The organism is Acinetobacter sp. ACIN00229, assembly GCF_016106645.1.
Classification (GTDB): Bacteria; Pseudomonadota; Gammaproteobacteria; order Pseudomonadales; family Moraxellaceae; genus Acinetobacter; species Acinetobacter oleivorans.
Map to the genome: position 1 here is coordinate 1 of NZ_JADWOM010000033.1, position 24,517 is coordinate 24,517.

22 protein-coding genes and 1 pseudogene are annotated in these 24,517 nt (G+C 38.9%); 14 read left to right on the plus strand and 9 right to left on the minus strand.

Annotation, left to right across the window (positions count from 1 at the left end):
* Positions 1-199: 199 nt before the first annotated feature.
* On the minus strand, positions 200-2,806 hold the full coding sequence (gene pepN / locus I7H67_RS19090) for an aminopeptidase N (protein ID WP_198308589.1): 2,607 nt from the start codon (positions 2,804-2,806) through the stop codon (positions 200-202).
* A 319-nt stretch (positions 2,807-3,125) separates the two neighbouring features.
* Between pepN and I7H67_RS19095 the strand changes: the two genes are divergently transcribed.
* From I7H67_RS19095 to thiM, 3 genes are all read left to right on the plus strand, one after another.
* On the plus strand, positions 3,126-3,383 hold the full coding sequence (locus I7H67_RS19095; RefSeq protein ID WP_013197392.1) for a hypothetical protein: 258 nt from the start codon (positions 3,126-3,128) through the stop codon (positions 3,381-3,383).
* 151 nt (positions 3,384-3,534) lie between these two features.
* Positions 3,535-4,692 carry a hypothetical protein gene (locus I7H67_RS19100; protein ID WP_198308590.1) on the plus strand — a complete coding sequence of 386 codons (1,158 nt, stop codon included), beginning with the start codon at positions 3,535-3,537 and terminating at the stop codon, positions 4,690-4,692.
* A gap of 34 nt (positions 4,693-4,726) precedes the next feature.
* A complete protein-coding gene (thiM, locus tag I7H67_RS19105) occupies positions 4,727-5,554 on the plus strand; it encodes a hydroxyethylthiazole kinase (RefSeq protein WP_005306557.1) in 828 nt (275 codons plus the stop codon).
* A gap of 29 nt (positions 5,555-5,583) precedes the next feature.
* On the opposite strand, the gene I7H67_RS19110 is transcribed toward thiM, so the two are convergent.
* The 3 genes from I7H67_RS19110 to I7H67_RS19120 all read right to left on the minus strand — a co-directional run bounded on the left by I7H67_RS19110 (position 5,584) and on the right by I7H67_RS19120 (position 8,632).
* Positions 5,584-6,435 carry an AraC family transcriptional regulator gene (locus tag I7H67_RS19110; protein ID WP_198308602.1) on the minus strand — a complete coding sequence of 284 codons (852 nt, stop codon included), beginning with the start codon at positions 6,433-6,435 and terminating at the stop codon, positions 5,584-5,586.
* Between the two features lie 81 nt (positions 6,436-6,516).
* Positions 6,517-6,876: a 5-carboxymethyl-2-hydroxymuconate Delta-isomerase gene (locus tag I7H67_RS19115; RefSeq protein WP_198308591.1), complete on the minus strand. Its 360-nt coding sequence runs from the start codon at positions 6,874-6,876 to the stop codon at positions 6,517-6,519.
* A gap of 43 nt (positions 6,877-6,919) precedes the next feature.
* Positions 6,920-8,632 carry an AAA family ATPase gene (locus I7H67_RS19120; protein WP_198308592.1) on the minus strand — a complete coding sequence of 571 codons (1,713 nt, stop codon included), beginning with the start codon at positions 8,630-8,632 and terminating at the stop codon, positions 6,920-6,922.
* A 230-nt stretch (positions 8,633-8,862) separates the two neighbouring features.
* On the opposite strand from I7H67_RS19120, the gene mdh reads away from it, so the two are divergent.
* Entirely contained in the window at positions 8,863-10,035 is a 1,173-nt protein-coding gene (gene mdh / locus I7H67_RS19125; RefSeq protein WP_004791599.1) for an iron-dependent methanol dehydrogenase, read from the plus strand.
* A 195-nt stretch (positions 10,036-10,230) separates the two neighbouring features.
* Positions 10,231-11,199, plus strand: a complete 969-nt coding sequence (locus I7H67_RS19130) for an alpha/beta hydrolase (RefSeq protein WP_198308593.1) — start codon at positions 10,231-10,233, stop codon at positions 11,197-11,199.
* On the opposite strand, the gene I7H67_RS19135 is transcribed toward I7H67_RS19130, so the two are convergent.
* Positions 11,196-12,386: a helix-turn-helix domain-containing protein gene (locus tag I7H67_RS19135; protein ID WP_005073689.1), complete on the minus strand. Its 1,191-nt coding sequence runs from the start codon at positions 12,384-12,386 to the stop codon at positions 11,196-11,198. The two genes, I7H67_RS19130 and I7H67_RS19135, sit on opposite strands and share 4 nt — an antisense overlap.
* A 142-nt stretch (positions 12,387-12,528) precedes the next feature.
* Here I7H67_RS19135 and I7H67_RS19140 point away from each other — a divergent pair, with 142 nt between their 5' ends.
* The 6 genes from I7H67_RS19140 to I7H67_RS19755 all read left to right on the plus strand — a co-directional run bounded on the left by I7H67_RS19140 (position 12,529) and on the right by I7H67_RS19755 (position 19,085).
* On the plus strand, positions 12,529-14,040 hold the full coding sequence (locus I7H67_RS19140; protein WP_198308594.1) for an aldehyde dehydrogenase family protein: 1,512 nt from the start codon (positions 12,529-12,531) through the stop codon (positions 14,038-14,040).
* A gap of 220 nt (positions 14,041-14,260) precedes the next feature.
* Positions 14,261-15,697 carry an ethanolamine permease gene (gene eat, locus I7H67_RS19145; RefSeq protein WP_198308595.1) on the plus strand — a complete coding sequence of 479 codons (1,437 nt, stop codon included), beginning with the start codon at positions 14,261-14,263 and terminating at the stop codon, positions 15,695-15,697.
* A 14-nt stretch (positions 15,698-15,711) separates the two neighbouring features.
* Positions 15,712-17,097 (plus strand): ethanolamine ammonia-lyase subunit EutB, encoded by a 1,386-nt coding sequence (locus tag I7H67_RS19150; RefSeq protein WP_198308596.1) that lies wholly within the window; start codon positions 15,712-15,714, stop codon positions 17,095-17,097.
* A gap of 10 nt (positions 17,098-17,107) precedes the next feature.
* Positions 17,108-17,923 carry an ethanolamine ammonia-lyase subunit EutC gene (gene eutC / locus I7H67_RS19155; protein ID WP_198308597.1) on the plus strand — a complete coding sequence of 272 codons (816 nt, stop codon included), beginning with the start codon at positions 17,108-17,110 and terminating at the stop codon, positions 17,921-17,923.
* A 166-nt stretch (positions 17,924-18,089) separates the two neighbouring features.
* On the plus strand, positions 18,090-18,812 hold the full coding sequence (locus tag I7H67_RS19160) for a glutamine amidotransferase (RefSeq protein ID WP_151822627.1): 723 nt from the start codon (positions 18,090-18,092) through the stop codon (positions 18,810-18,812).
* A gap of 159 nt (positions 18,813-18,971) precedes the next feature.
* The gene (locus tag I7H67_RS19755; protein ID WP_081399129.1) at positions 18,972-19,085 is read left to right on the plus strand and encodes a hypothetical protein; all 114 of its coding nucleotides are present in this window, start codon (positions 18,972-18,974) and stop codon (positions 19,083-19,085) included.
* Between the two features lie 114 nt (positions 19,086-19,199).
* On the opposite strand, the gene I7H67_RS19165 is transcribed toward I7H67_RS19755, so the two are convergent.
* On the minus strand, positions 19,200-20,927 hold the full coding sequence (locus I7H67_RS19165; RefSeq protein ID WP_151827174.1) for a glutamine--tRNA ligase/YqeY domain fusion protein: 1,728 nt from the start codon (positions 20,925-20,927) through the stop codon (positions 19,200-19,202).
* 168 nt (positions 20,928-21,095) lie between these two features.
* On the opposite strand from I7H67_RS19165, the gene I7H67_RS19170 reads away from it, so the two are divergent.
* A complete protein-coding gene (locus tag I7H67_RS19170) occupies positions 21,096-21,605 on the plus strand; it encodes a peptidylprolyl isomerase (protein WP_198308598.1) in 510 nt (169 codons plus the stop codon).
* A gap of 15 nt (positions 21,606-21,620) precedes the next feature.
* Complete coding sequence (locus I7H67_RS19175) at positions 21,621-22,340, plus strand: UDP-2,3-diacylglucosamine diphosphatase (protein WP_198308599.1); 720 nt, start codon at positions 21,621-21,623, stop codon at positions 22,338-22,340.
* 7 nt (positions 22,341-22,347) lie between these two features.
* Here I7H67_RS19175 and I7H67_RS19760 read toward each other — a convergent pair whose 3' ends face one another.
* The gene (locus I7H67_RS19760) at positions 22,348-22,578 is read right to left on the minus strand and encodes a hypothetical protein (RefSeq protein ID WP_227602611.1); all 231 of its coding nucleotides are present in this window, start codon (positions 22,576-22,578) and stop codon (positions 22,348-22,350) included.
* Positions 22,579-22,717: 139 nt separating this feature from the next.
* On the opposite strand from I7H67_RS19760, the gene nfsB reads away from it, so the two are divergent.
* Positions 22,718-23,371, plus strand: coding sequence for an oxygen-insensitive NAD(P)H nitroreductase (gene nfsB / locus I7H67_RS19180; protein ID WP_198308600.1), 654 nt, complete (start codon positions 22,718-22,720; stop codon positions 23,369-23,371).
* Between the two features lie 35 nt (positions 23,372-23,406).
* Here nfsB and I7H67_RS19185 read toward each other — a convergent pair whose 3' ends face one another.
* Positions 23,407-24,267, minus strand: a complete 861-nt coding sequence (locus I7H67_RS19185) for a DMT family transporter (protein WP_198308601.1) — start codon at positions 24,265-24,267, stop codon at positions 23,407-23,409.
* Positions 24,268-24,408: 141 nt separating this feature from the next.
* Positions 24,409-24,517 (minus strand): annotated as a pseudogene (locus I7H67_RS19820) (RNA chaperone Hfq); the annotation flags it as partial.

Sequence of the window (24,517 nt, forward strand, 5' to 3'; positions counted from 1 at the left end):
CATTTTATATTATATCTTAAAGATCCATCTTCAAAAAATATTAAGTTTTATAATTTATAAAACAATAAAATGATAAAACTTAGAGCTACAGATGAACTACAACAAGGATATTCTTGTTTATTTAAAACGTTGAATAACTATTACATATATAAAAAAGTAAAGGCCTCTTACGAGACCTTTATTAAGTATTTTTAAATAATTAAACGCTTAACATACTATTTAAAGTTTCAGAAACGTTTTTCGATTTCACTTTAGGCTGTAATGCTTGTAAAGCCTGTTGCACTTGAGTACGTTGCGGTTCAGCAAGTGTGTACCAACGCGACAATACCTGTAACAGACGTGAACCTAAAATTGGGTTCTTTTCATCTAGATATTGTGCAAGGTTAATAAAGTGAGCTACACCAAAGCCCCAAGTGTTTTCAGGGTTATTTGACAACCCTCCACTCACCGCACGAATACGGTTTGGCGTTGTTAAATCATAGTCAGGATGTTGAGTCAGGTACTCGATTGTTTCTGCTGTCGCATTTGGGTTTGCTGCCTGAATCATGAACCATTGATCTAAAGACAAGGCTTCATCTTTAAAGCGGTCATAGAAATCAGCAAGTGCATCTTGAGCTTGAGGCGCATTTTGCCAAACCAATACACGTAACGCCCCTAAGCGTTCAGACATATTACCTGTGTTTTGATATTGCACGTGTGCAAGTTCAAATGCAGTTTGATCGCCCTGACGAGCCATCATCATCAGCATAATGTTCTTTAATGCACGCACACCCATTGCCAAAGAAAACTCTTTTTGCAAGTCTGGGTCAAGCGTAAGGTAAGTATCTTTCCAGAATGAACCTAACTCTTGTGCCAAACGATTCAGCAAGGCTTCACGTTTTACATGAATATCAGATGGTGCATAGTTCTGATCGATACGACTACCTAAATAACCTTCACTTGGCACATCAAACAAACGCGATGCTAAAAGCGGGTCACGGCCAACTAGCTCAGGTAAAGTGCTTTGAATAGCTTGAATGTAAGCATCGGCAGAATGGTCTTCTAGCAAGATACGTTCAAGCAAGGTTTGTGTGGCTTGCCATTGGTTAAAACCATTCGTTTCGTGCTGAATTAAGAATGCTAATTCTTCATCGGTATAATCAAATACAAGATTTACAGGAGCTGAGAAATTACGCAGTAGCGACACCACTGGTTGCTCAGTCACGCCAGTAAATTCAATGCTTGCCTCGTCTTGATCAAACAAGTACACGCCATCTTTAACGTCGTTTACAAATAGGCTGTCACTGTGCAATGTATATTGCTCACCTGTTTTAACATTAAATAGCGCTAAAGCTACAGGAATCGGAACAGCTTTTAAATTTGGGTATTTAGGATGTGCTTTCAGACTTTGTTTAAAGCTTAAACGGTAAGTTTGTGCGGCTGCATCATATTCACCTTTTGCTTCAAGCTTTGGTGTACCTGGCTGGTTATACCAAGTTAAGAATGCAGATAAATCTACACCAGAACCCGCTGTTAAAGCAGCAACCCAATCTTCTACAGTTACAGCCTGACCATCATGACGGCGGAAGTATTCATCTGTCCCCTTACGGTATTTTTCTTTACCGAGTAAAGTCGACATCATGCGGTTAATTTCCGCACCTTTTTCATAAACAGTTGCTGTATAGAAGTTATTAATTTCGACAAAGTGGTCTGGACGTGGCGGATGCGACAATGGACCTGCATCTTCAGGGAACTGATGAGATTTCAGCACAGCGACATCATCAATACGTTGAACCGCAGCAGATTGTAAATCTTCTGAGAAAGATTGATCACGGAATACCGTTAAACCTTCTTTTAAGCAAAGTTGGAACCAGTCACGGCAAGTAATACGGTTACCTGTCCAGTTATGGAAATATTCATGGGCAATCACAGACTGGACACGCATAATCGCTGCGTCAGTTGTGTACTCTTCATCGGCAAGTACACATGACGTATTAAAGATATTTAAACCTTTATTTTCCATTGCACCCATGTTGAATTGGCTTACCGCAACAATCATATAGTTGTCGAGGTCATAGGCACGGCCATAGTGTTCTTCATCCCAACGCATTGAATGCTTTAATGCTTCCATCGCGATATGGCATTTTGGAATATCTTTCTCAATCGCATAGATTTCTAAAGCAACATCGCGCCCTTCAGAGGTCGTATAGCGATCTTTAAGTACAACTAAATCACCAATGACACAAGCAAACAAATAGCTTGGTTTTTTAGTCGGGTCTTGCCAGATCGCAAAGTGACGGTTTTCGCCAACTTCACCTGTTTCTAGCAAATTACCATTGGCAAGTAATACTGGATATTTTTTGTCTGCTTCTACACGTGTAGTAAAGACTGAAAGTACGTCTGGACGGTCTGGGTAGAACGTAATTTTGCGGAAACCTTCAGGTTCGTTTTGGGTTACAAACAACTCATCGGCTTTATATAAACCTTCTAATTGAGTATTGGTTTCAGGATGAATAATGACTTGTGTTTGTAAAATGACTTCAGCTGGTGCGTTAGTGATCACCAATTGCTCACTATCGAGTAAATATTGTGCAGAAGTCAAAATTTGTCCATTTAACTGAACAGATTGCAACTCAAGATCACGACCAAGTAAAACCAGATCACCCTCAGTTTGGCGCTTCATCACTAACGTTGAATCAACAATCGTTTTATCGTCATATACTTGAATATCAAGATTAATTGATTCAACTAAAAACGCAGGTTTTTGATAATCTTTTAAATAAACTGTTTGATCTGCCTGAACTGGAGGCTGCGCCGCAATATTCATCTTTATTCCTTATATACTCGTCTAAAACGGCAGTATGAGTCGCCATGAAATATCATACGCCAAGTCATACATACTGTATTTGCTTACCTTTATAAAATTAATGGGACTTCATTGATACATTTCAAATTAGAATCTGGTTTTATTAGCACAGATTAGACCAAATTTACGATAATCGTTGTTTATATAAGCAATCTATACAATAAAAATAAAACACCTTTAGCTTTTAACATTTTTTAGAGTCAGCTTACATTTTGGGCATGGTTCTTGCCTATTTAAATAGACCAATATGGGTATTTCAATAAGAGCAAGAGGTGTCAATATGGAATTAAAAGCACATTTTCATCGTTTAGAAAATATTAAAGCGATTCATGATTTACATGCGGCAGGACTCGATCACCATGTGATTGCAGTGTTCTTAACTGCGGAAGGTATTTCTATGACCACTCAGGAGGTTAGCTCCATTGTGAATACTTACGATGCACTAGGCAAAGTAAAATTACCAAGTAAAAAAGTACAGGCACTTATTAATGCCAAAAAACTTGGACAGAATGATGAGAACTTGCCGTGCCCTGTTTAATCAACAATTTAACTCGAGATGAAGACCTAAAATTCCCACATAGATTTTAGGTCTTTTTATTTTAACAACAAACGGAACTCGCAATCTCAGCCATATACAGTACGGCTGTGTATAATAGCCCCCATCATTTTTATTTTATGTTCGGAGCAAAATGGCCTTACAAATTCTACAGAAACAACTGGATGAAAGTAGCCATTGTCCTCTCTGCCAAGCGTCAATGTACTGGGTAGATGCCGAGCAATTTGAACAAGACATTCAATTTCATGAATGTAGTCATTGTCAGCACCGCATATTTAAAGATGAAAAAATGACGTGCCACTGTGAGACATGCACAAAACAACGGAAAAAGCTTTTACAGCAAACACGCTTACAAGAACAACGCCAATTTAAATCAAAAGAACAACCACAACGCAGTCTGGAACAGCTCAGTTTTCTGCATAAACTGTTCTTGCTGAGTCTTTTAGATGAATATGCACGTGAAGAAATCACTCATGATGAATATATTCATTGGGACAAAATTAAATATCATCAGATCACTCCTAACTGGATGTTTCAGAGCTATTTAATTAAACAGCTGCATAAAGATGGTATTTTGAATGCAAATGATCAAACTGAAGATCCACAGTGTTTTTATTTAAATATTCGTTTAGATGGCTACAGCGATCCAAGTTTATTTAGTGTAGCTCAGCAACTACGTAATTGGTTTTATGAAAATTTAAGTTACGGCGTTCCCTTTCGTAGTGCAGATGAAGTTAAAGATGTACTTTTTCAGGTGCTCTATCAAGAAATTATTCAGTTCATGCAATTTTATTGTCGAACTTGGGGCATCCAGATTGCTGGGAGTTCAAATTTCCAAAGCTTTTGCTACCGCTTAATGGAATCATTGGCGATTGGACAGATCTATTATCTGATTCAGACGGCACTCGAATATCTTTATAAACAAAAAGCATTGCAGCCTCGCAATGAGAAATTTATTAACACCAATTTGTTAAAGAAAACATTAGAGCAATATCGTGAGAGAGCCTTAACAGAAAAGTGGGAAACCTCCATGCTGCCGCGTCCTCATAATATTCCCTATAGTAAAATGAGTTATATTTTGCTTAACCGTTTCTTAGGTTATGACGAAGAGATATTTGTACAACCTGTATGGAAAGCATGGCGCAAAATTGAACCACGTTTAAACTTTTATTCTGTCAAACGTTGTATGCATTGTGGTTCAAATGATTTAACCGTTGATTATGATGCGGCAGATTATGTTTCTTTGATTTGCCAAAAATGTAAGCATCAAGATCACTATTTTACCCACTAAATCTATATCACTTTAGCTTACTAGGGATAATAATATGACATCGACATCTAGTTTGATTGAACAGGTCATTGAAGCTTGGCAAAGCATGCAGGCAAAAACGCCTCTTGTGCAATGTATTACCAATAGCGTTGCGGCTAACTATACAGCCAATGTGTTACTCGCTTCTGGGGCTTCACCTGCGATGATTGATAATCCTTATGAAGCAGAAAGTTTTACCAAAATTTCATCGGCTTTAAGCATTAATTTGGGGACACCTACTTCAGAGCAAATGCAAGCCATGCAAATCTCTGCCAAAACAGCACAGCTTAATAACATTCCATGGGTGCTTGATCCGGTGGGCTATGGGCCAGTTTTAGCTTGGCGCAGTCAAATGACAGATGAGCTTCTACAGTTTAAGCCTAGTGTTATTCGTGGTAATGCATCAGAAATCAGTACACTTGCAGGTAATCAAGTTCAATCTAAAGGTGTTGATAGTACCCTAAGTAGTGATGATGCCTATCGACAAGCTTACGCGCTATTAGTACATACCGACTGTATCGCAATTTCAGGTGAGTCAGATTACATTTTATCTAAAGAGCTAGATGTCGTTATTCAAGTTAACGGTGGCAGCCCCTTACAACCCAAAATTACAGCAACTGGTTGTGCTTTAGGTGCATTAATCGCTGCATATAGTGCGGTAACGACTCCAACCATTGCAGCGCTTTCAGCCCATGTGCATTTTGCAATTGCGGGTAAACTTGCTGCCAATCAGGCACAAACGATGGGAAGTTTTAGTACCATTTTTATGGACTATATCCATATGTTAGATGACAATCTTATTGAGCAATATGCAAATATAAAGCTATTAGGTTTAAAGGCATAACCGCAAGTTATGCCTTTATCCCACTACTCTTATTTTAAAAGTAAGTAGATATCTGTAATAAGATCACACTCTTTCACATCATGCACAAAGTTATGATAGTGAAAGAAAACTGGATATTCTCCTGCTTCTTCGGCTTGCTCAGGTAACCAGTTTCTAAAGATGTAATAAACACTATCTTTAATCTGGTCGTGGCTACCCAAATGTCTTACGGTCGCATAACGACCGGCAGGAATTTCCCCTGTTAGTACGCCGTAACTATTTTCCGGTACAGCCTTTTCAATTGAACCAGCAATATCAAATCGAAACTCGTCAGACGGAGTCTGCTCAGGGTCAGCAAACGGAATACCATAAGTTCTAGACTTGGTCACAGGCGACAAACCTGTTTCTTTACGCCAAGCAATAAAACGTGCAGCGGTTTCAAAGACTTTATCTGGACTGCCTAAATGAGACAGATAGGCAATCTTTTCAACAGGACGCTCAACAATATTTACATTCATTTTTAGCTCACTTTTTGGAAGTGTAAAAACAAACTTCTGGTGCCAAGATTCCCAGTCCGGTTTATCTCTAAAAGCCCGAGGAGTTTGATCAAATGAACGCTTAAATGCACGAGTAAATGCCTCGGGACTATCAAACCCTGCTTGCAATGCAATCTCAATAATTTTGAGATCTGGTTCAAAAGCCAATTGAAAAGAGGCCCGCTTTAAACGAGAAAGTTGAATAAACTTCATCACATTTAAACCAATATGAATGGCAAAAATACGATGAAAATGAAACTTAGATAAGGCCGCAATCTGGCTCAATCGGTCAACATCTAAATCTTCATCTAAATGTCTTTGAATATAATCGCAAACCAGTTGCAGCTTTTGTATATATACAGCCATACATTTATGTCTGTTCATTCGATAGCACTACTTTTACATAGTGCTGATCTCTATTCTTGATCGAAATTGCGCTTTTTAGTGTTATACAACTTGCTTGAAATAATCTTCTCTTGGCATATCGACAAGCTCAACGCACAATTGAATTTCTTTATTAAACTCTTGCTGTAGATAATTTTTATTGCTGAGCGCCGTTAATAGCTGGTCACCCATTAGCTGTTTTTGTTCGTCAGTTCTTCCCGACAAAATATAAACTTTTACATGAATATAAGCTTGATCAGCCCCTAAGCCAATGAGGAAAATCTCGTCTTTACGCGCACGGCTTTTAATGTCTTCTGGACTAAATAGCTCTGTCTCAATCAGTGTGGTATTAATTTCTTCAAGTAATTGTTTTGCGTTTAATCCAGTTAAGTTTTCTGAATAATCAACTACAACGTGCGGCATAGCCACCTCAATTTATGTAATAAGTAATTAAGCTAATTAAACTTTACTCAATAAATAATAAAGCTAATCGAACCTGATCATATCCCATTCGAGGACTGGTTGCTTCAACAATTGGTCTTAGTTTGATCGAACCATCATCAGAAAAATGATCTGGATTTTGACGTTTTTTCAGCTTCTTATAAATTTTGCGAATTTCTTCGACTACTTCTTCACCCGGATGGGCAACTGAAATATCTAGCTTTTGTTCTTTATGAAGTCGAGCCAAATGATTAATGATGGTTGCTGGTGTCAGACCACGCTCATGCGCGATGTCTTCAATTTCATAGCCTTCTTCAAACAACGCACGTGTCTCGTCTAGCGTTGCCGTAGCGTAATTTTGCTTTCCACCTTTTGCGAGTTTCTTCTCATTACGAGAAATCTCAGTTTCATTTAAGGTGCCGCCACAGTGACGAATAAAGGCTTTATGCTGAGCGGTTAAATCTACATCTGCAAAGTTGTCTTCAGCTTCTTTAGAAAGCTCTTGAAAACGGCGATCAGCTTTTACAGCTAAACTATCTAACTCTAAAGCTTGCTCGTTAATCCCTAATAACTTAAGACCAGTTAAAGATTTTAAACGCGACAATGCTACATAACCCTGACCTTTTTCAAAGGTATTCGTGAGGTTAATTTCAGCAGCTTCCAAAGTCATGCCTTGGCTTTTATGAATGGTAATTGCCCAAGCTAAACGAAGCGGAATTTGTTGAAAACTTGCAATCACTTTGCCCGCTTCGTTTTCGACTGACCATGTTTCAGGGGCAACTAACAATGTCGTGCCATCGGTTAGTTTTACCTTTGGTAATAAGCCATTTTCATCATCTTCTTCAAAGCCAATAACTTCACCTAAACTCCCGTTGATATATCCCATATCAAAGTTGTTTTTTACGAACATGACTTTTGCATGTTTCTTTAAGGTAAGTTCTTCAGGAGCACGAACCGAAGATTTTAAAGTTTCTAATAACTTTTCATTACCGTCTAAAACGGCATTGAATTGATGCCCTTCATTATCAATTTCATTTAAGTGCTGATAATTGATATTGTCGACATCCATATTGTGCGTATAAAGACGAGTAAAGGTCTCACCAATATCTTGTGAGCGTGATTGACGTAATGCGTGTAAATGATCTGATTGAATATTCTGCGCACGAATGGCATTTAAAATCTGATTTAGAATTTCATCATCTTGACGGTGTTGTTCCGTTAAATAACATACGCGGAATTTGGCTTCGACCCATGCATCAGACATAAAACAGAACTTGTCACGGTTGGCTTCACTATTACGCCCAACAGGTGGCAACTGAAAGAAATCTCCAGCCACAATGACTTGAATACCGCCAAAAGCTTCATCACTTTCTTTAAAATATTTTAAAACCTGATTGACCAGATTAAGCTGCTTAGCATGGAGCATCGAGATTTCATCGATGACGAGAACCTGCGCATTTTCAAGGTGTTCCTTGAGATATTTACGCTCTTTCATACGTTTTAGATCATCGTCAGTTAACTGATCTTTAATACCGATGCCCGCCCATGTATGAATGGTCATGCCGTTCATATGTGTTGCAGCAATACCTGTAGATGCCGTAATTGCCACAGGCACTTTACGTGCTTTTAGGTATTGGATGTACTGATTAAGTGTATAGGTTTTCCCTGCACCAGCCGAACCGGTTAAAAAGACATTTTCACCTGCTTTAAGCAGTTTAAGCGCAGTTTCCTGTTTCATAATCTCATAAGTACATCTTCAACAGCCCATAGCTTAACGACTTTCCCGAAAAAATTAAATGAATGCGCCAGAATTTCTGTAAAATCATTATAAATCAACAACTAATAATAAAATAATATTTGGTAGGTTTTTGGTAGGTAGGAAAATAATCTTCACATCACAATACTAAGGCCATGGTGAGGCTCACCTGTAATAACAAACAATGGATATATGGAAGAAGGAATCACTCCATGGCTTTTAAAAATATTGCAGATCAAACAAACGGTTTTTATATTCCATGCGTATCACTCTTTGGACCAGGATGTGCCAAAGAAATTGGTACAAAGGCACAAAACCTCGGCGCAAAAAAAGCATTAATTGTGACCGATGAAGGCTTATTTAAATTTGGTGTCGCAGATCTTATCGCAAACTATTTAACTGAAGCAGGCGTTGCGAGCCATATTTTTCCGGGTGCAGAACCTAACCCAACCGATATTAATGTTCATAACGGTGTAAATGCCTATAACGAAAATGGCTGTGACTTTATTGTCTCTCTAGGTGGCGGTTCATCTCATGACTGTGCAAAAGGGATTGGTTTAGTCACTGCTGGTGGTGGTCATATTCGTGACTACGAAGGTATTGATAAAAGCAAAGTGCCAATGACACCACTGATTGCAGTGAACACAACAGCAGGTACTGCATCTGAAATGACCCGTTTCTGTATTATTACCAATACAGACACTCACGTAAAAATGGCGATTGTTGACTGGCGTTGCACCCCTCTTATTGCCATTGATGACCCGAAACTCATGATTGCAAAACCAGCTGGTTTAACAGCGGCAACAGGTATGGACGCGTTAACCCATGCAGTTGAAGCATATGTGTCTACGGCGGCAAATCCAATTACCGATGCGTGTGCAGAAAAAGCGATTACGATGATCAGCCAGTGGTTACAACCTGCTGTCGCAAATGGTGAAAATATCGAAGCGCGTGATGCAATGAGCTATGCACAGTACTTGGCTGGTATGGCATTTAACAACGCATCTTTAGGTTATGTTCATGCAATGGCGCACCAGTTAGGCGGTTTTTACAACCTACCTCACGGCGTATGTAATGCAATCTTGTTACCACACGTGTGTGAATTTAACTTAATTGCTTGCCCAGATCGTTACGCAAAAATCGCGGAGTTAATGGGTGTAAGAACTCATGGATTAACAGTGATGGAAGCTGCATATGCTGCTATTGATGCCATTCGTAAACTGTCTTCATCTATTGGTATTCCATCTGGTTTAACAGAGCTAGGGGTGAAAACTGAAGACCTTGCAGTAATGGCCGATAATGCTCAAAAAGATGCGTGTATGTTGACCAACCCTCGTAAAGCAAATCATGCGCAAGTTGTGGAGATTTTTAAAGCAGCACTTTAATACTGATGTAATGGCATATCCCTCTAGTAAGTCAAATCCCTCCGACCGTTGACTTACTTTTTTTGGGAATACTTAGCTCCAGCGGTATTCCCTTTTTTTAGAAACTCTATTCCAACCTTCTCTAAACCTGATTGACAATTCGCCCATTTCATTGAAGGATACTCAGCATGTCTTAATTACAATAGCTCGATAAAAATGAATACATCTTCAGCTAATCAAAATTATGTTCCAGATATTTTAGGTACTGGCTATGAACAGCTCACACTCAATTTTTCTAATGATTACGAAGGAAAAGTTGTAGCTACCTTAGTGCGTAAAAAGGCTGCTCAATCAACTCAAAAAGCCGTGCTTTATATTCATGGTTTTTTAGATTATTTCTTTCAAACCCAAATGGCTGAGCAATTCAATGCTCATGGTTATGACTTCTATGCGCTAGATTTAAGAAAATATGGCCGTTCAAAGCTGCCTCATCAAATTTTCTATAATGTGCTTGATTTAAATGAATACGATGCTGAAATTACACAAGCATTAGAGATTATTGGCAAAGAACAGCACACACAAGTCTTGCTTGCAGGGCATTCGACTGGCGGTTTGACAGCGACGCTTTATGCTGCCCATAACCCAAACCACCCTCTGATTAAAGCACTTTGGGCAAACAGCCCGTTTTACGATTTTAATTTAAGCTTGGTCGAGAAAAAATTTGGTATTCCAGTACTCAGTCGAGTAGGAAAATATCTGCCAAAAGTTAAATTCCCAAGTCAATTAAACAAATGGTACACCACGAGCCTTCACAAACAGCTCAAGGGCGAATGGGACTTTAATCTGGACTGGAAACCTACCTCTGCCCCTACGGTTCAACTCAGCTTTCTACATGCGATTCATACGGCACAAAAAGAAATACATCGCGGGGTTAAACTCAATGTTCCCGCGCTGATTATGCATTCTCACCAGACTAAAAACCCTAAAAAATGGGGAACAGATGCGACTCAAAGCGATGTAATTTTAGACGTTAAAGACATTGAAAAATTTGGTAAAAAAATCAAAGGCGATGTCTCTGTTGTCTCTATTCACAATGGGTTACATGATTTAGTCCTTTCGGCCCAGCCAGTACGAGAACAAGTCTATCAACAATTGTTTCAGTGGCTGGATCAAAAAATCACTTAACTCAGCTTAGGTGAGTCAAGGTATTTCATCAGCAATTGATGCGCGGGATGTTCGCTCGGTACTAACTCCATAAGACGTTCTACCGCATCGATTGCTTCAGGGAAATGAGCTAAATGCTTAAGTAATAAATCCGTTTCTTGCGTTTTAAAAATTGCATCGCTCAAACGTGATTCAAGGCAGTCACGCCATGCACATAAAAACGGACTTTCCGTTTTTGCCAGAAACACACCTGTGTAAAGCTGCAAAGCTGAGGCCGCATATCCTGCATCCAGTGCTTGTTCCGCTTGTAAAAAATCGGCTTCAACATGTACCAGCAAACGATATGGACGTGAACCAAGTAAACCACCCAAAATATCTCGTAGTTGAGACATTTCAGCTTTAAGCGTACCCATACTGACTTTACGTTCGCCATAGAGCGCCTGATAAAGATGCTCTAAAGTTAAGCCATGTGGACATAAAGCCAATATGGTTAAAATTTCAATTTGACGCGGTGTTAATAATAAACTTTTACCGTTAAATTTAACTTGCGGCGTCGAAAATGCCCGGATGTGTAACTGTTGACGCTGCTGCTCTAGCAAAGCAGATTGAATAATGGATGCACAACGTTCAGCAGCCAATATTCCTAAACTATTATGGTTCTTCCAAGTGGTTGATAAATCAACGACACCGAGGGTTTGTTTTGAGTATGGATCGATAATCGGTGCGGCATAGCACACCCACTCGTGGATCGATTCCATGTAATGTTCATTTGAAAAAACACAGCTTGATTGTTGAGTTTTTAAAGATAAAGCTAAGGCATTTGTGCCCACAAATTCTTCACGCCACTGACCACCCTTCACAAAATGTACACGTTCAGCAGCACTTTGCATTTGAGGACTTGGTGCCGTCCAGATAATGGTACTACCGATATCACCGACAGCAATCACCATTGAAGATTGCTCTGCAATATGACGTAAATCGTCAGCACACTGACTTAAAGCCATATCTAAAGCATTTTGTGAAGCAGTTTTTTTCTCGACTAATGGAGCAGCAAAACGCTCTTTAGGAATCGCAGCAGAAGCTGACCGTTCCCATGAGCTTGCAATACTTTGGCCGAGTTTGGCAGCATTCTGAGGAGAGAGACTATTTTGCGTGCGCAGTTGATCAATCAACGTCCGTTGCTGCAATAAATCCTTTTTTGTGAACATTTGTAAATTCCTTATATATCCACATTTCTATTCCAACCTTTCTCCAACCTTCTTCTTTATATCCTAATTATACAAAGTACGAAAGTACCTACTGACAGGGTTCTTGTTAGTCTTTAGTCCTAAAAAGCAAAGGAATATTTATATGCGCTATATCGATCCAAATCAACCAGGCTCAAAAGTTCAATTTAAATCACAATACGAAAATTTTATTGGCGGTGAATGGGTAGCACCTGTAAAGGGTGCGTATTTTGACAATGTATCTCCTGTTGACGGAAAAGCTTTTACACGTATTCCACGCTCTAGTGCCGAAGATATTGAACTCGCTCTAGATGCAGCGCACAAAGCGAAAGCAACATGGAATAAAGCATCACCAACAGTACGCTCGAATATCCTTTTAAAAATTGCTGATCGTTTAGAAGCAAATCTTGAAATACTTGCTGTTGCAGAAACTTGGGATAACGGTAAAGCAGTGCGTGAAACTTTAGCAGCTGACCTTCCACTTGCGATTGACCATTTCCGTTATTTCGCTGGATGTATTCGTGCTCAAGAAGGTGGCATCTCTGAAATTGATGAAGATACCATTGCGTATCATTTCCACGAACCACTCGGTGTAGTTGGTCAAATCATTCCGTGGAACTTCCCGATTTTGATGGCAGCATGGAAACTTGCACCAGCTTTAGCGGCTGGTAACTGTGTTGTGATTAAACCAGCTGAGCAAACTCCAGTGGGTATTTTGTTGGTGGCTGAACTGATCCAAGATATTTTACCACCGGGTGTCCTTAATATTGTCAATGGTTTCGGTTCAGAAGTCGGCCGCCCTTTAGCGACAAACCCACGTATTGCAAAAATCGCGTTCACAGGTTCAACTCAAACTGGACAAATGGTGATGCAATATGCGACTGAAAATATTATTCCAGTCACCTTAGAACTTGGCGGTAAGTCACCGAACCTTTTCTTTGAAGATATCATGGATAAAGAAGATGACTTCTTAGAAAAAACGCTTGAAGGTTTCGCCATGTTTGCCTTAAACCAAGGTGAAGTATGTACTTGCCCTTCTCGTGCTTTAGTACAAGAAAGTATTGCTGATCAGTTCTTGGAAATGGCCGTCGAGCGTGTAAAACGTATTAAAACTGGTCATCCACTTGATACAGAAACGATGATTGGTGCTCAAGCATCTCTACAACAACAAGAGAAAATCTTACGTTGTATTAACACTGGTCGTGAAGAAGGTGCAGAGCTCTTACTTGGCGGTAGCGGCCGTAAAGAAGTAGGCGATGGTTACTATGTTGATCCGACTATTTTTAAAGGTCACAACGGCATGCAAGTTTTCCAAGAAGAAATTTTTGGACCTGTACTTGCTGTGACAACGTTCAAAGACTTTGACGATGCAATTAAAATTGCCAATGATACCATGTATGGTTTAGGTGCAGGTGTTTGGTCACGTTCAGCTCACATTTCTTATCGTGCTGGTCGTGCTATTGAAGCGGGCCGTGTTTGGACAAACTGCTACAACATCTACCCGGCACATGCTGCATTTGGTGGTTACAAGAAGTCTGGTATTGGCCGCGAAAACCATAAGATGATGCTAGATCATTATCAACAAACTAAAAACTTGTTGGTGAGTTATTCAACTAAGCCAATGGGCTTCTTCTAAGTTTCGCACCAAGTTGATACCAAACTATCAACACTAGAAAGAAGTAAGATTATTAATTATATAAGAAGCCAGTAATTTAGATTGCTGGCTTCTTTATTTACGATTGTTAAGCTTGAATTTTTATCTTTTAGAATAAAAAAGTTTCATCTACTCTCTGAAGTGCTTCATTTAGGCATTGCTTTTGCATTGATTCATACAAATCCACTCGCAGGAGTATTGTATGAATCAGCCAGAAACAGCTTCCGTCATTTCTTCAAGTACAGAAGTCTCATCAGCAGAATATTTTGCTCAACGTCAACTTAAACAAGGTACGGTTGGTTGGTTACTCCTGATTGGTTTAGGCGTAGCTTATGTGATATCAGGTGATTTTGCTGGCTGGAACTTCGGTATAGCCCAAGGTGGCTGGGGGGGTATGTTTATTGCCACTGCCCTCGCTGCAATCATGTATCTGTGCCTGTGTCTTTCTATGTCAGAAATGTCCACCATGATGCCGACAGCAGGTGGTGGTTATAGTTTTGCACGTGCTGCCTTTGGCCCTTTTGGGGGCTATTTAACAGGCACAGCTATTTTAATTGAATACGCAATTGCTCCTGCGGCGATTGCCGTATTTATTGGTGGTTATTGCGAATCTCTATTTGGTATTAATGGCTGGATGATTTATCTCGCCTGCTACGCCATTTTTATGGGCATACATCTGAAAGGTGCTGGCGAAGCCTTAAAAATTATGTTCGCAATTACACTTGTCGCAGCTGTTGCTCTGGTTGTGTTTATTGTCGCAATGATTCCACATTTTAATACACAAAATCTGTTAGATATTCCTGTTGGCACAGCAGCTGGCGCAAGTCGTTTTCTACCTCATGGCTATTTAGGCATCTGGGCCGCTGTTCCTTTTGCAATCTGGTTTTTCCTTGCAGTTGAAGGTGTGCCATTAGCCGCCGAAGAAGCAAAAGATCCAGCAAAATCTCTTCCACGCGGTTTAATCGGTGCAATGCTCATCTTAACGGCATTTGCCATGCTCATTTTATTCTTGGGTGCAGGCGCAGCAGGTGCAAGTACTTTGCAAAACTCAGGTGCTCCCCTCGTCGATGCTCTGGTTAAAGTTTATGGTACCAATACTTGGCTTGCGACTTTTGTTAACTTTGTTGGTTTAGCAGGTTTAATCGCGAGTTTCTTTTCAATTATCTATGCCTATTCACGTCAAATTTTTGCACTCTCTCGTGCTGGCTACTTACCTACTTCACTCTCTTTAACCAATAAAAATAAAGCCCCTTATCTTGCGATTATTATTCCGGGCATTATTGGATTCTTGCTTTCACTTACCAAAGAAGGCGATTCACTCATTTTAATCGCGGTTTTTGGTGCCACTATTTCCTATGTGTTGATTCTTTTATCCCACATCAAGCTACGCCTATCTAAACCCGACATGCCTCGTCCTTATAAAACTCCTGGCGGAATCGTTACTTCAAGTATTGCCTTAGTTCTAGCAGTCGCTGCTGTAGTTGCAGGCTTTGTTGTTAATCCAAAAGTTTGGTTTATTGCTGCCACTATTTATGTCGCATTTATTGCTTACTTTTTACTCTACAGCCGTTATCATTTAGTTAAAGGCACACCAGAAGAAGAGTTTGCAAATATTAAAGCCGCAGAACAAGAACTATAAAAAAGGATGTAACTATGAGTTATCGGAATATTGTCGCCAATCAACAGTATCATTTTGCTGACTTGAAGACCTTGATGGCAAAAGCAACGCCGTTACGTTCTGGCGATGAATTAGCCGGTGTAGCGGCCAGAGACGCAACCGAACATGTTGCGGCACAAATGACTTTGGCCGATGTACCGCTTAAAACCTTTTTAAATGAAGTTATGGTCGATTATGAAACTGATGAAATTACACGACTGATTATTGATGAACATGATCTGGCAGCCTTTGCCCCTATTTCACACTTTACAGTAGGTGATTTTCGAAATTGGTTACTTGGAGAAGAAGCAACTGCCCAAAGCTTAAAAACATTAGCATCGGGTTTAACTCCAGAAATGGTGGCTGCTGTCAGCAAAATTATGCGCAATCAAGATTTAATTTATGTCGCCAGCAAATGTGAAGTAATCACCCAATTTCGCAACACGATTGGTTTAAAAGGTCATCTTTCTACCCGTTTACAACCGAACCACCCGACCGATGATGTGCTCGGTATTTCTGCCAGTATTTTAGATGGTTTGATGTATGGCAATGGTGATGCCGTGATTGGCATTAACCCTGCAACAGATAACCTGCATAATTTGTCAGAGCTACTGAAATTACTTGATCATGTCATTCAGGAATATCAAATTCCAACACAATCTTGTGTACTTACCCATATCAGCTCAGGCATTCAACTTGCTGAAAAAAATGTGCCCATTGATTTAATGTTTCAATCAATCGCTGGCACTCAACTGGCAAATGAAGGATTTGGAATTTCACTCGATTTACTACAAGAAGGATATGAAGCCACGCTCGCACTCAAGCGCGGAACCATTGGACAAAACGTCATGTACTTTGAAACGGGTCAAGGCAGTGCTTTATCCAGCAATGCTCATCACGGCGTTGACCAGCAAACATTAGAAACACGTGCTTATGCAGTGGCCCGTAAATACAATCCGCTTTTAGTGAATACAGTCGTTGGCTTTATTGGTCCCGAATATCTTTTTAACGGCAAACAAATTATACGTGCGGGACTAGAAGATCATTTCTGCGGCAAGTTACTCGGAGTACCAATGGGCTGCGACATTTGTTACACCAATCATGCCGATGCCGACCAAAACGATATGGATGTTCTCCTTACTCTATTTGGTGCTGCGGGCATTAATTTTATTATGGGAATTCCGGGTTCAGACGATGTCATGCTCAACTATCAAACGACCTCATTCCATGATGCCCTCTATTTAAGACAACTCCTCGGTTTAAAACCCGCTCCTGAGTTTTCAGCTTGGCTTGAACAGCAAGGTATTTTTAAACAACAAAACTCTCAAATCTGTTGGGCAGACCACATGCCCGACCAATTCTCTCGTCTGCTCATGAACTAGGGAGAACGCTATGAAACTGAACCGTGATATTCAATACCCTTCCTCTACTCATCAAGATCAGTGGGAAAAACTTAAACAGTTTACCGATGCCCGCATTGCTCTGGGCCGTGCAGGTTGTAGCATCCCAACACAAGCCTTACTTGAATTCCAGTTGTCGCATGCGCAAGCAAAAGATGCGGTTTATCAAGACATGGATGTTTCCTATTTATCTGAGCAATTAGCGCAAAGACAGCTGCAAAGTCTTCATGCCCAAAGTAATGCTCCTAATAAGGAAATCTATCTTAAACGTCCTGATTTAGGACGTCAGCTTTCAGATCAATCAAAAGATGTATTAATTAAAAAGTATGCAGAAGAGCCTCAGCAATACGATGTTTGTATTGTGGTCGGTGATGGACTCTCTGCAAGAGCGATTGAAGTGAATGCTATTCCATTCATTACTGCACTAAGTGAACAAGTTCAGCAAGAAAACTGGACTCTTGCACCCATTACACTGGCAACAGGCAGTCGGGTTGCTTTAGGTGATGAAGTTGCTGAGATCTTTAAGGCACCCATGCTAGTGATGCTCATCGGTGAGCGCCCTGGTTTAAGCTCTCCTGACAGTATGGGAATTTACTACACGTGGAATGCATATTCAGGCTGCCTTGATGCTAAACGTAATTGTATTTCTAATGTCCGCTCTGCAGGCTTAAGTATTCCAGTTGCGGTACAACGCTTAATGACATTAATGAAAAAATCAAAACAGCTCGGCTTTTCAGGAGTTAATTTAAAAGATGAACATCAACTTTCAGATTTAGGTCTTGAGGGAACTCAAAAGCTATTATTTTAAACAGTAGAATATGTTTAGGGATTTATTGATAAATAGATAATCCTTTGCATAACAACATCATTTTAACGAAAAATATCAATTTTCAGGTATTGACGATTTATACAGATATTTTCTTCTTTATATTTATCGCTATACTCCACCTATTGATCTTCTATGAATCATTTGTATGAGCACAACAAACGCCTTCCCAAAAACTATTTATGCCATTCAGCATCTTGCTTTCGAAGACTTAGGTTCATTAGAAGATGTCTTTTATCAACTCGGATTTCGCGTCCGTTATTTTGAGGCAGGTGTTGATGATTTAACCCCTGCTTTTTCACATGAAGGTTTAACTATTATTTTAGGCGGTCCAATCGGAGTTTATGAAACTGATGATTATCCATTCTTAAAAGATGAAATCGCTTTACTCAAACAACGTTTAGCAGCTGACAAGCCTACACTTGGTATTTGCCTAGGTGCACAGCTTATTGCTCATGCACTTGGCGCAAAAGTATATGCAGGACATCAAAAAGAAATTGGATGGGGTCCACTCAGCTTAAGCTTACGTGCTAATCAGGTTTTATCTGGTTTGCTTAACAATGTTCATGTTCTACATTGGCATGGCGACACTTTCGATCTTCCTGAAAATGCTGTGCTTTTAGCAAGTTCCGATGTTTATACCAATCAGGCATTTGAAGTCGGTAATAATATTCTTGCCTTGCAGTTCCACATTGAAACGACTGAAGAACATTTTGAAAAATGGCTCATTGGTCATACATGTGAACTTCGCCATGCAAATATTTCAATTCCAAAACTTCGCAAAGAAAATCAGCAATATGCTCAAAACCTCGAACATGCTGCTTTTGATGTTATTCAAAAATTCCTTAAACGAATTGGATATAGTGGTTAATCTTTAATTCAATATATTAGTTAAAGTATATCCATAAAACTAAATGCTTATTTTTCACCCAAAGATCGATTATTAATCTGTCTTTGGGAACCTTTATAATTAATTTCCGTGTATTATTAATTTATTAACTTTGTAACATAAAATAAACGCTGATTTACTATGGAAATCCTGAAATTTCTTAAAAGCTTTAATACAGTGAACACTTATTTAACGCTAGCATCTATTCTTCTTATCATCATTGTTCTTTATTTCTACGTGGTTAATCCAGCTTAGCTTATTTGCAAAAGCACTATAAAGCATAATATATGTAAGAAAATAGATATAAAAAAGCCCAACTAAGTTGGGCTTTTTTATATCTGCTATTTGCTCAAAAACATTTTATGCGTCTTACTTTTTCTCAGGCTTAAAGCTATCTTTTAAATCGAGAATACGGTTAAACACTGGTTTTTCAGGTGAGTGATCGTGTTGATCAGCAACAAAATAACCTTCGCGTTCAAACTGGAAACGATCTTCTGGACTCGCTTGTGCCAAAGCAGGTTCAATTACAGCTTCTAACACTTGTAATGAATCCGGATTTAAGTTCGCCAAGAAGTCATCACCTGTTTCAGGATCTGCTTCTGTAAATAAACGATCATAAATACGTACTTCAGCAGGAATACCTTTTGTTGCAGATACCCAGTGAATTACGCCTTTCACTTTACGGCCTTCAGGGTTTTTACCTAAGGTTTCTGGGTCAATTGAACATTTAAGCTCAATGACTTCACCATTAGCATCCTTAATAACTTCATCACATTTAATGACATAAGCATGGCGTAAACGCACTTCACCATCAGGAACTAAACGCTTGAAGCCTTTTGGGGGTACTTCTTCAAAGTCTTTACGGTCAATATAGATTTCCTTAGTTAAAGGAATCACACGGTCACCCATATCCACGTTAGGATGGCGAGCATGTGTAAGATCCATATCTTCTGGTAAATTAGTTAAAGTCACTTTAAGTGGACTTAAAACAGCCATTCCACGCGCAGCTGTATTTTCCAAAGATTGACGAATACAGAACTCAAGCATTGCAACATCTACAATACCGTCAGTTTTTGATACACCTACACGCTTACAAAACTCACGTAAGCCTTCTGGTGTGAAACCGCGACGACGCATACCCACTACAGTCGGCATACGCGGGTCATCCCAACCATTCACATGACCACCTTCCACCAATTTACGTAATTTACGTTTTGATGTAATGGTGTAGTCCACATTTAAGCGTGAAGATTCATATTGATGTGGAACCGCTTGAGATTTTACCTTTTCTACAATCCAGTCATAAAACGGACGATGATCTTGGAACTCTAATGTACAAAGCGAATGAGTAATCCCCTCGATCGCATCAGACAATGGATGAGCATAGTCATACATTGGATAGATTTTCCATTTATCACCTGTTTGGTGATGTTCTGAATGCAATACACGATATAAAATTGGATCACGCATATGTACGTTTGGACTTGCCATATCAATTTTGGCACGTAAAACAGCTTCACCCTCTTTAAATTCACCACTACGCATTTTTTCAAAACGCGCAAGGTTCTCTTCAACAGATGCATCACGGTATGGTGAGTTTTTACCCGGTTCAACAAAACTACCGCGGTTTAACTTAATTTCTTCTGGAGATTGTAAATCAACATAAGCATCGCCTTGCTCAATGAGTTGAACAGCCCATGCATATAATTGATCAAAATAACCCGATGCATAGCGCGGCTCACCATTCCAGTTAAAACCAAGCCATTTCACATCATTAGCAATACCATCAACATACTCTTGTTCTTCAGCATCAGGATTTGTATCGTCAAAACGTAAATTACATAACCCATCAAATTCTTCAGCCACACCAAAGTTTAGGCAAATTGCTTTTACATGACCAATATGTAAATAGCCATTTGGTTCTGGTGGAAAACGCGTTACGATCTGCTTTGCACGCCCAGCAGCCAAGTCTTCAGTAATGACTTGGCGAACGAAATCTAAGCCAGCCTGTTGTTCTTGCTGCGCAGAATCGACAGAGGCATGAGTATTCGGTGTCGGGTTATTTGGCAGGCTCGAGACAACATCATTAGGCTTCATAGTGTATCAATCACTTCTTTGTAGATAAAATTTCGAAAAATTTAAACGCTATCTTCATTTTTCACAAAGATTTTAACGTTTTTTACTTGCCTTGTAGTTTACAGTTTGCTTATGCTTCTCTCAACCAAAAACCCATGGTCATAAGCCCATGTTTAGGAGATTAATGTAATGAGTTTTCCTCAAGTCGAATTAAACACCAATAAAGGTCGTATTGTTCTTGAACTGAATGCTGAAAAAGCACCTAAAACAGTAGCAAACTTTTTAGAATATGTACGTGACGGTTTTTATGACGGCGTTATTTTCCACCGCGTCATTGATGGTTTCATGATCCAAGGTGGCGGTATGGATGAAAACTTCAAAGAAAAAGCGACACGCGATTCAATTGAAAACGAAGCTGATAACGGTTTAAGCAACGACGAAGGTACGATTGCAATGGCGCGTACTCAAGCTCCTCACTCAGCGTCTGCTCAATTCTTCATCAATGTAAAAAATAACTCTTTCTTGAACCATACTTCTAAAACTGCTCAAGGTTGGGGTTATGCTGTATTTGGTAAAGTTGTTGAAGGTTTAGATGTTATTGAAGCGATCAAAGGTGTTCGCACTGGCAACCGCGGTTATCACGCTGACGTTCCTTTAGAAAATGTAGTAATCGAATCTGCTAAAATTATTTCTGAATAATTTTAGGATAAAGCTGTGACTTATCTGTTTATCTCAGATTTACATTTGTCACCTGAACACCCTCGACTCGTTCGAGGGTTTTTAGACTTATTGGTGCATTACCAACATAAAAATACTCAACTCTATATCTTAGGCGATTGGTTTAATGCCTGGATTGGAGATGACTATTCAGCACCATGGCTTGATGAAATTGTTGAGGCCTTAAAAGACTTTAATCAAAAAGGGAATCAGGTTTACTTTCAAGTCGGTAATCGTGATTTTGCGCTTAATCAAGTTTTCCTCAATAAATTTAATGGCGTCTTACTCCCTGACATTTATTTCCTCAATATCGCAGGACATCAATATCGTCTAGAACACGGCGATGCATTATGTACAGATGATATTTCTTATCAAAGATTTAAAAAAATTATTCGAAATCCGCTCTTAGTTGCTCTTTTACGCCGGACTCCTCTCAGTTTTCGGACTAAACTAGTGAATGGCTTTCGCAAAAGAAGCTCCGCTGATAAACAGCAAAAAAGCTATGAAATTATGGATGTAAATGAACAAGCTGTTATTTCTGCTTTAGAAGATGTAGATATACTGATTCATGGACATACTCATCGCCCTTCAATTCATCAGGTACAAGCTAAACAACGAATTGTTCTTGGCGATTGGCGTGAAGATCAGGCTTATATTTTGGAAATTGATCCATCCTCAAATACGCAACAGCTCGAATTGATTGTCTGGAATTATTAACTAGAAATTAGTCACTTTTTATTTCAACTTTCAATTCTTTAATTTTTTTATTTAAATCAGAATCGTAAATCACACACATGCTGACAATAAATATAAATTTCCAGTTTATATGTGCATGATCATGATAATCAATGTATAAAATAAGAAGACTCAATACAAATATAAGAATGATAAAGGCTTTAACAATTCTAATTTCTCGCAGCTTACTCTTTGCATCTGTTGGCAGTAAATCAATCATTTTCAATAAATTACTAAAATTTTATATAAACATTATATTTCTTTATCGAATTACATAGGAAATGTTTTTGAATAAAATAGCGTATGATGGCAAAGATTAAATTCTCTCAATTGCCATAAGATTGATATGGAGCACACCTATGGACCTATTGAATTCTGTTAAAAGTCGCTATACAACAAAAGCGTATGATTCTGAAAAGAAAATTCCTCGAGAAAAATTTAATAAATTATTAGAAATTTTACGTTTTACCCCTTCTTCAGTAAATATTCAGCCTTGGCATTTCGTAGTTGCAGATAATCAAGTAGCTAAAGAACGAATTGCAAAAGCCTTAACAGGTAAATATGCTTACAACGCTCCAAAAGTACTCGAGTCATCACACACACTTATCTTTTGCACAAGAACAGATATTTCAGCTGAATACTTAAATCAATTGCTTGAACAAGATGATTTGAGCGGTCGTTTTAAAGATGAAAAAGCAAAGCTCGGCCAAAAAGATACTCGCCATGGCTATGTTGAATTCTATCGAAATGAGCAGAAAAATTTATTTGGGTGGATGGAAAATCAAACATTCATTGCTTTAGGGCAACTACTTTTTGCTGCGGGTTTAGAAGGAATTGATGCTACGCCAATGGGCGGCTTTGATGAAGATATTTTAAATGCTGAGCTTGGGTTAACTGAAAAAGGCCTGCGTAGTTCAGTCATTGTTTCTCTAGGTTATCGCAGTGAAAACGATTTCAATGCAAAACTTCCTAAATCGCGTCTCCCAGATGAAGTTATTTTCACCTATTTATAAAATTAAAATAGTTCAAGAGATTCAACTCTCTTGAACTATAAACTCATTGCCCTAGCTAAACAAATTACGCCACTGATCCCCAATAAAATACCCAAAGTGGTAGGCCATTTTAATTTTTCTTTATATAAAATAACGCCACTTGCAATTCCTAATAACACAACGAGAATATTCATACTTGCAAAAACAATTGCAGGTGAATCCTTTAAAAGGATATGAGCCTTCACATATAAAGCAATATTTGAAAAATTAAGCACACCTAATACTAATCCAGCTATAGCACTTTTAAGCTGCCATTTTTGGGTTTTCTGCACCAATAAATATGAAATTGATAATATAAAAGATGTAATAAAAATAAGATTCAACGTGAGTGTAAATTGAAGACCTAAACTACTCGTATATTTTAAGAGAATGTCTACCGCGGCATATCCACACCAAACACTTAATAGAGCAACAATTGCTTTTCGAGATTGATGATTCGAAGAAGTATTCATTTGTCCAAATAAGACGAGTAAGACTGCAAAAACTCCTAGACCTATTCCCCACAGCTTTAATGCATTAAATTGCTCATTAAAAATGAAATAAGCGGCGAGTAAAGAAAGTGCCACGGAAAGTCGTTGTGCAACCTCGGTCTTAACAATTCCTGCATATTCTAATGATTTAGCTAAACATAGAAAAATACTGGGCAAAATCATTCCTAGTGCAACAATTAACCACCAAGGCGTCTTTTCTATTGAAATATGTTGAATATCCGGCTGAAACCACCAAAAGCAAAGAAGACTTGCACTCGCATAATTCCATGCAATCATTTGTAGCGGCTGGTAACCTTTTTTCTTTAAGTTTTTTAATAGGATGGACACCAAAACACTGCTTAAAGCAGCAGCTAATATTAATAGCATCGATTAAAACTCTATTTATTTAGATATATCAGCCATAATGATCACATTACGACTGCTGTTGAATTAAATATTTTAAATTAATTTATAAATAAACATAAAAAAAGCCAGTCATTATCTGACTGGCTTTTTTTTAGATTTCAATTAACGATTATTTTCGTCTTCTTGACCATCTTCAAATTTAGTATCGTTGTCAAAACCACCTTGATGACCACCGAAACCGCCTTGACCACCTAAAACGCCTTGAGCAACG

Excerpts from the sequence above, each read along its gene's own strand:
- pepN (WP_198308589.1), bottom strand. The coding sequence starts at position 2,806 with ATGAATATTGCGGCGCAGCCTCCAGTTCAGGCAGATCAAACAGTTTAT.
- I7H67_RS19095 (WP_013197392.1), top strand. The coding sequence starts at position 3,126 with ATGGAATTAAAAGCACATTTTCATCGTTTAGAAAATATTAAAGCGATT.
- I7H67_RS19100 (WP_198308590.1), top strand. The coding sequence starts at position 3,535 with ATGGCCTTACAAATTCTACAGAAACAACTGGATGAAAGTAGCCATTGT.
- thiM (WP_005306557.1), top strand. The coding sequence starts at position 4,727 with ATGACATCGACATCTAGTTTGATTGAACAGGTCATTGAAGCTTGGCAA.
- I7H67_RS19110 (WP_198308602.1), bottom strand. The coding sequence starts at position 6,435 with ATGGCTGTATATATACAAAAGCTGCAACTGGTTTGCGATTATATTCAA.
- I7H67_RS19115 (WP_198308591.1), bottom strand. The coding sequence starts at position 6,876 with ATGCCGCACGTTGTAGTTGATTATTCAGAAAACTTAACTGGATTAAAC.
- I7H67_RS19120 (WP_198308592.1), bottom strand. The coding sequence starts at position 8,632 with ATGAAACAGGAAACTGCGCTTAAACTGCTTAAAGCAGGTGAAAATGTC.
- mdh (WP_004791599.1), top strand. The coding sequence starts at position 8,863 with ATGGCTTTTAAAAATATTGCAGATCAAACAAACGGTTTTTATATTCCA.
- I7H67_RS19130 (WP_198308593.1), top strand. The coding sequence starts at position 10,231 with ATGAATACATCTTCAGCTAATCAAAATTATGTTCCAGATATTTTAGGT.
- I7H67_RS19135 (WP_005073689.1), bottom strand. The coding sequence starts at position 12,386 with ATGTTCACAAAAAAGGATTTATTGCAGCAACGGACGTTGATTGATCAA.
- I7H67_RS19140 (WP_198308594.1), top strand. The coding sequence starts at position 12,529 with ATGCGCTATATCGATCCAAATCAACCAGGCTCAAAAGTTCAATTTAAA.
- eat (WP_198308595.1), top strand. The coding sequence starts at position 14,261 with ATGAATCAGCCAGAAACAGCTTCCGTCATTTCTTCAAGTACAGAAGTC.
- I7H67_RS19150 (WP_198308596.1), top strand. The coding sequence starts at position 15,712 with ATGAGTTATCGGAATATTGTCGCCAATCAACAGTATCATTTTGCTGAC.
- eutC (WP_198308597.1), top strand. The coding sequence starts at position 17,108 with ATGAAACTGAACCGTGATATTCAATACCCTTCCTCTACTCATCAAGAT.
- I7H67_RS19160 (WP_151822627.1), top strand. The coding sequence starts at position 18,090 with ATGAGCACAACAAACGCCTTCCCAAAAACTATTTATGCCATTCAGCAT.
- I7H67_RS19755 (WP_081399129.1), top strand. The coding sequence starts at position 18,972 with ATGGAAATCCTGAAATTTCTTAAAAGCTTTAATACAGTGAACACTTAT.
- I7H67_RS19165 (WP_151827174.1), bottom strand. The coding sequence starts at position 20,927 with ATGAAGCCTAATGATGTTGTCTCGAGCCTGCCAAATAACCCGACACCG.
- I7H67_RS19170 (WP_198308598.1), top strand. The coding sequence starts at position 21,096 with ATGAGTTTTCCTCAAGTCGAATTAAACACCAATAAAGGTCGTATTGTT.
- I7H67_RS19760 (WP_227602611.1), bottom strand. The coding sequence starts at position 22,578 with ATGATTGATTTACTGCCAACAGATGCAAAGAGTAAGCTGCGAGAAATT.
- nfsB (WP_198308600.1), top strand. The coding sequence starts at position 22,718 with ATGGACCTATTGAATTCTGTTAAAAGTCGCTATACAACAAAAGCGTAT.
- I7H67_RS19185 (WP_198308601.1), bottom strand. The coding sequence starts at position 24,267 with ATGCTATTAATATTAGCTGCTGCTTTAAGCAGTGTTTTGGTGTCCATC.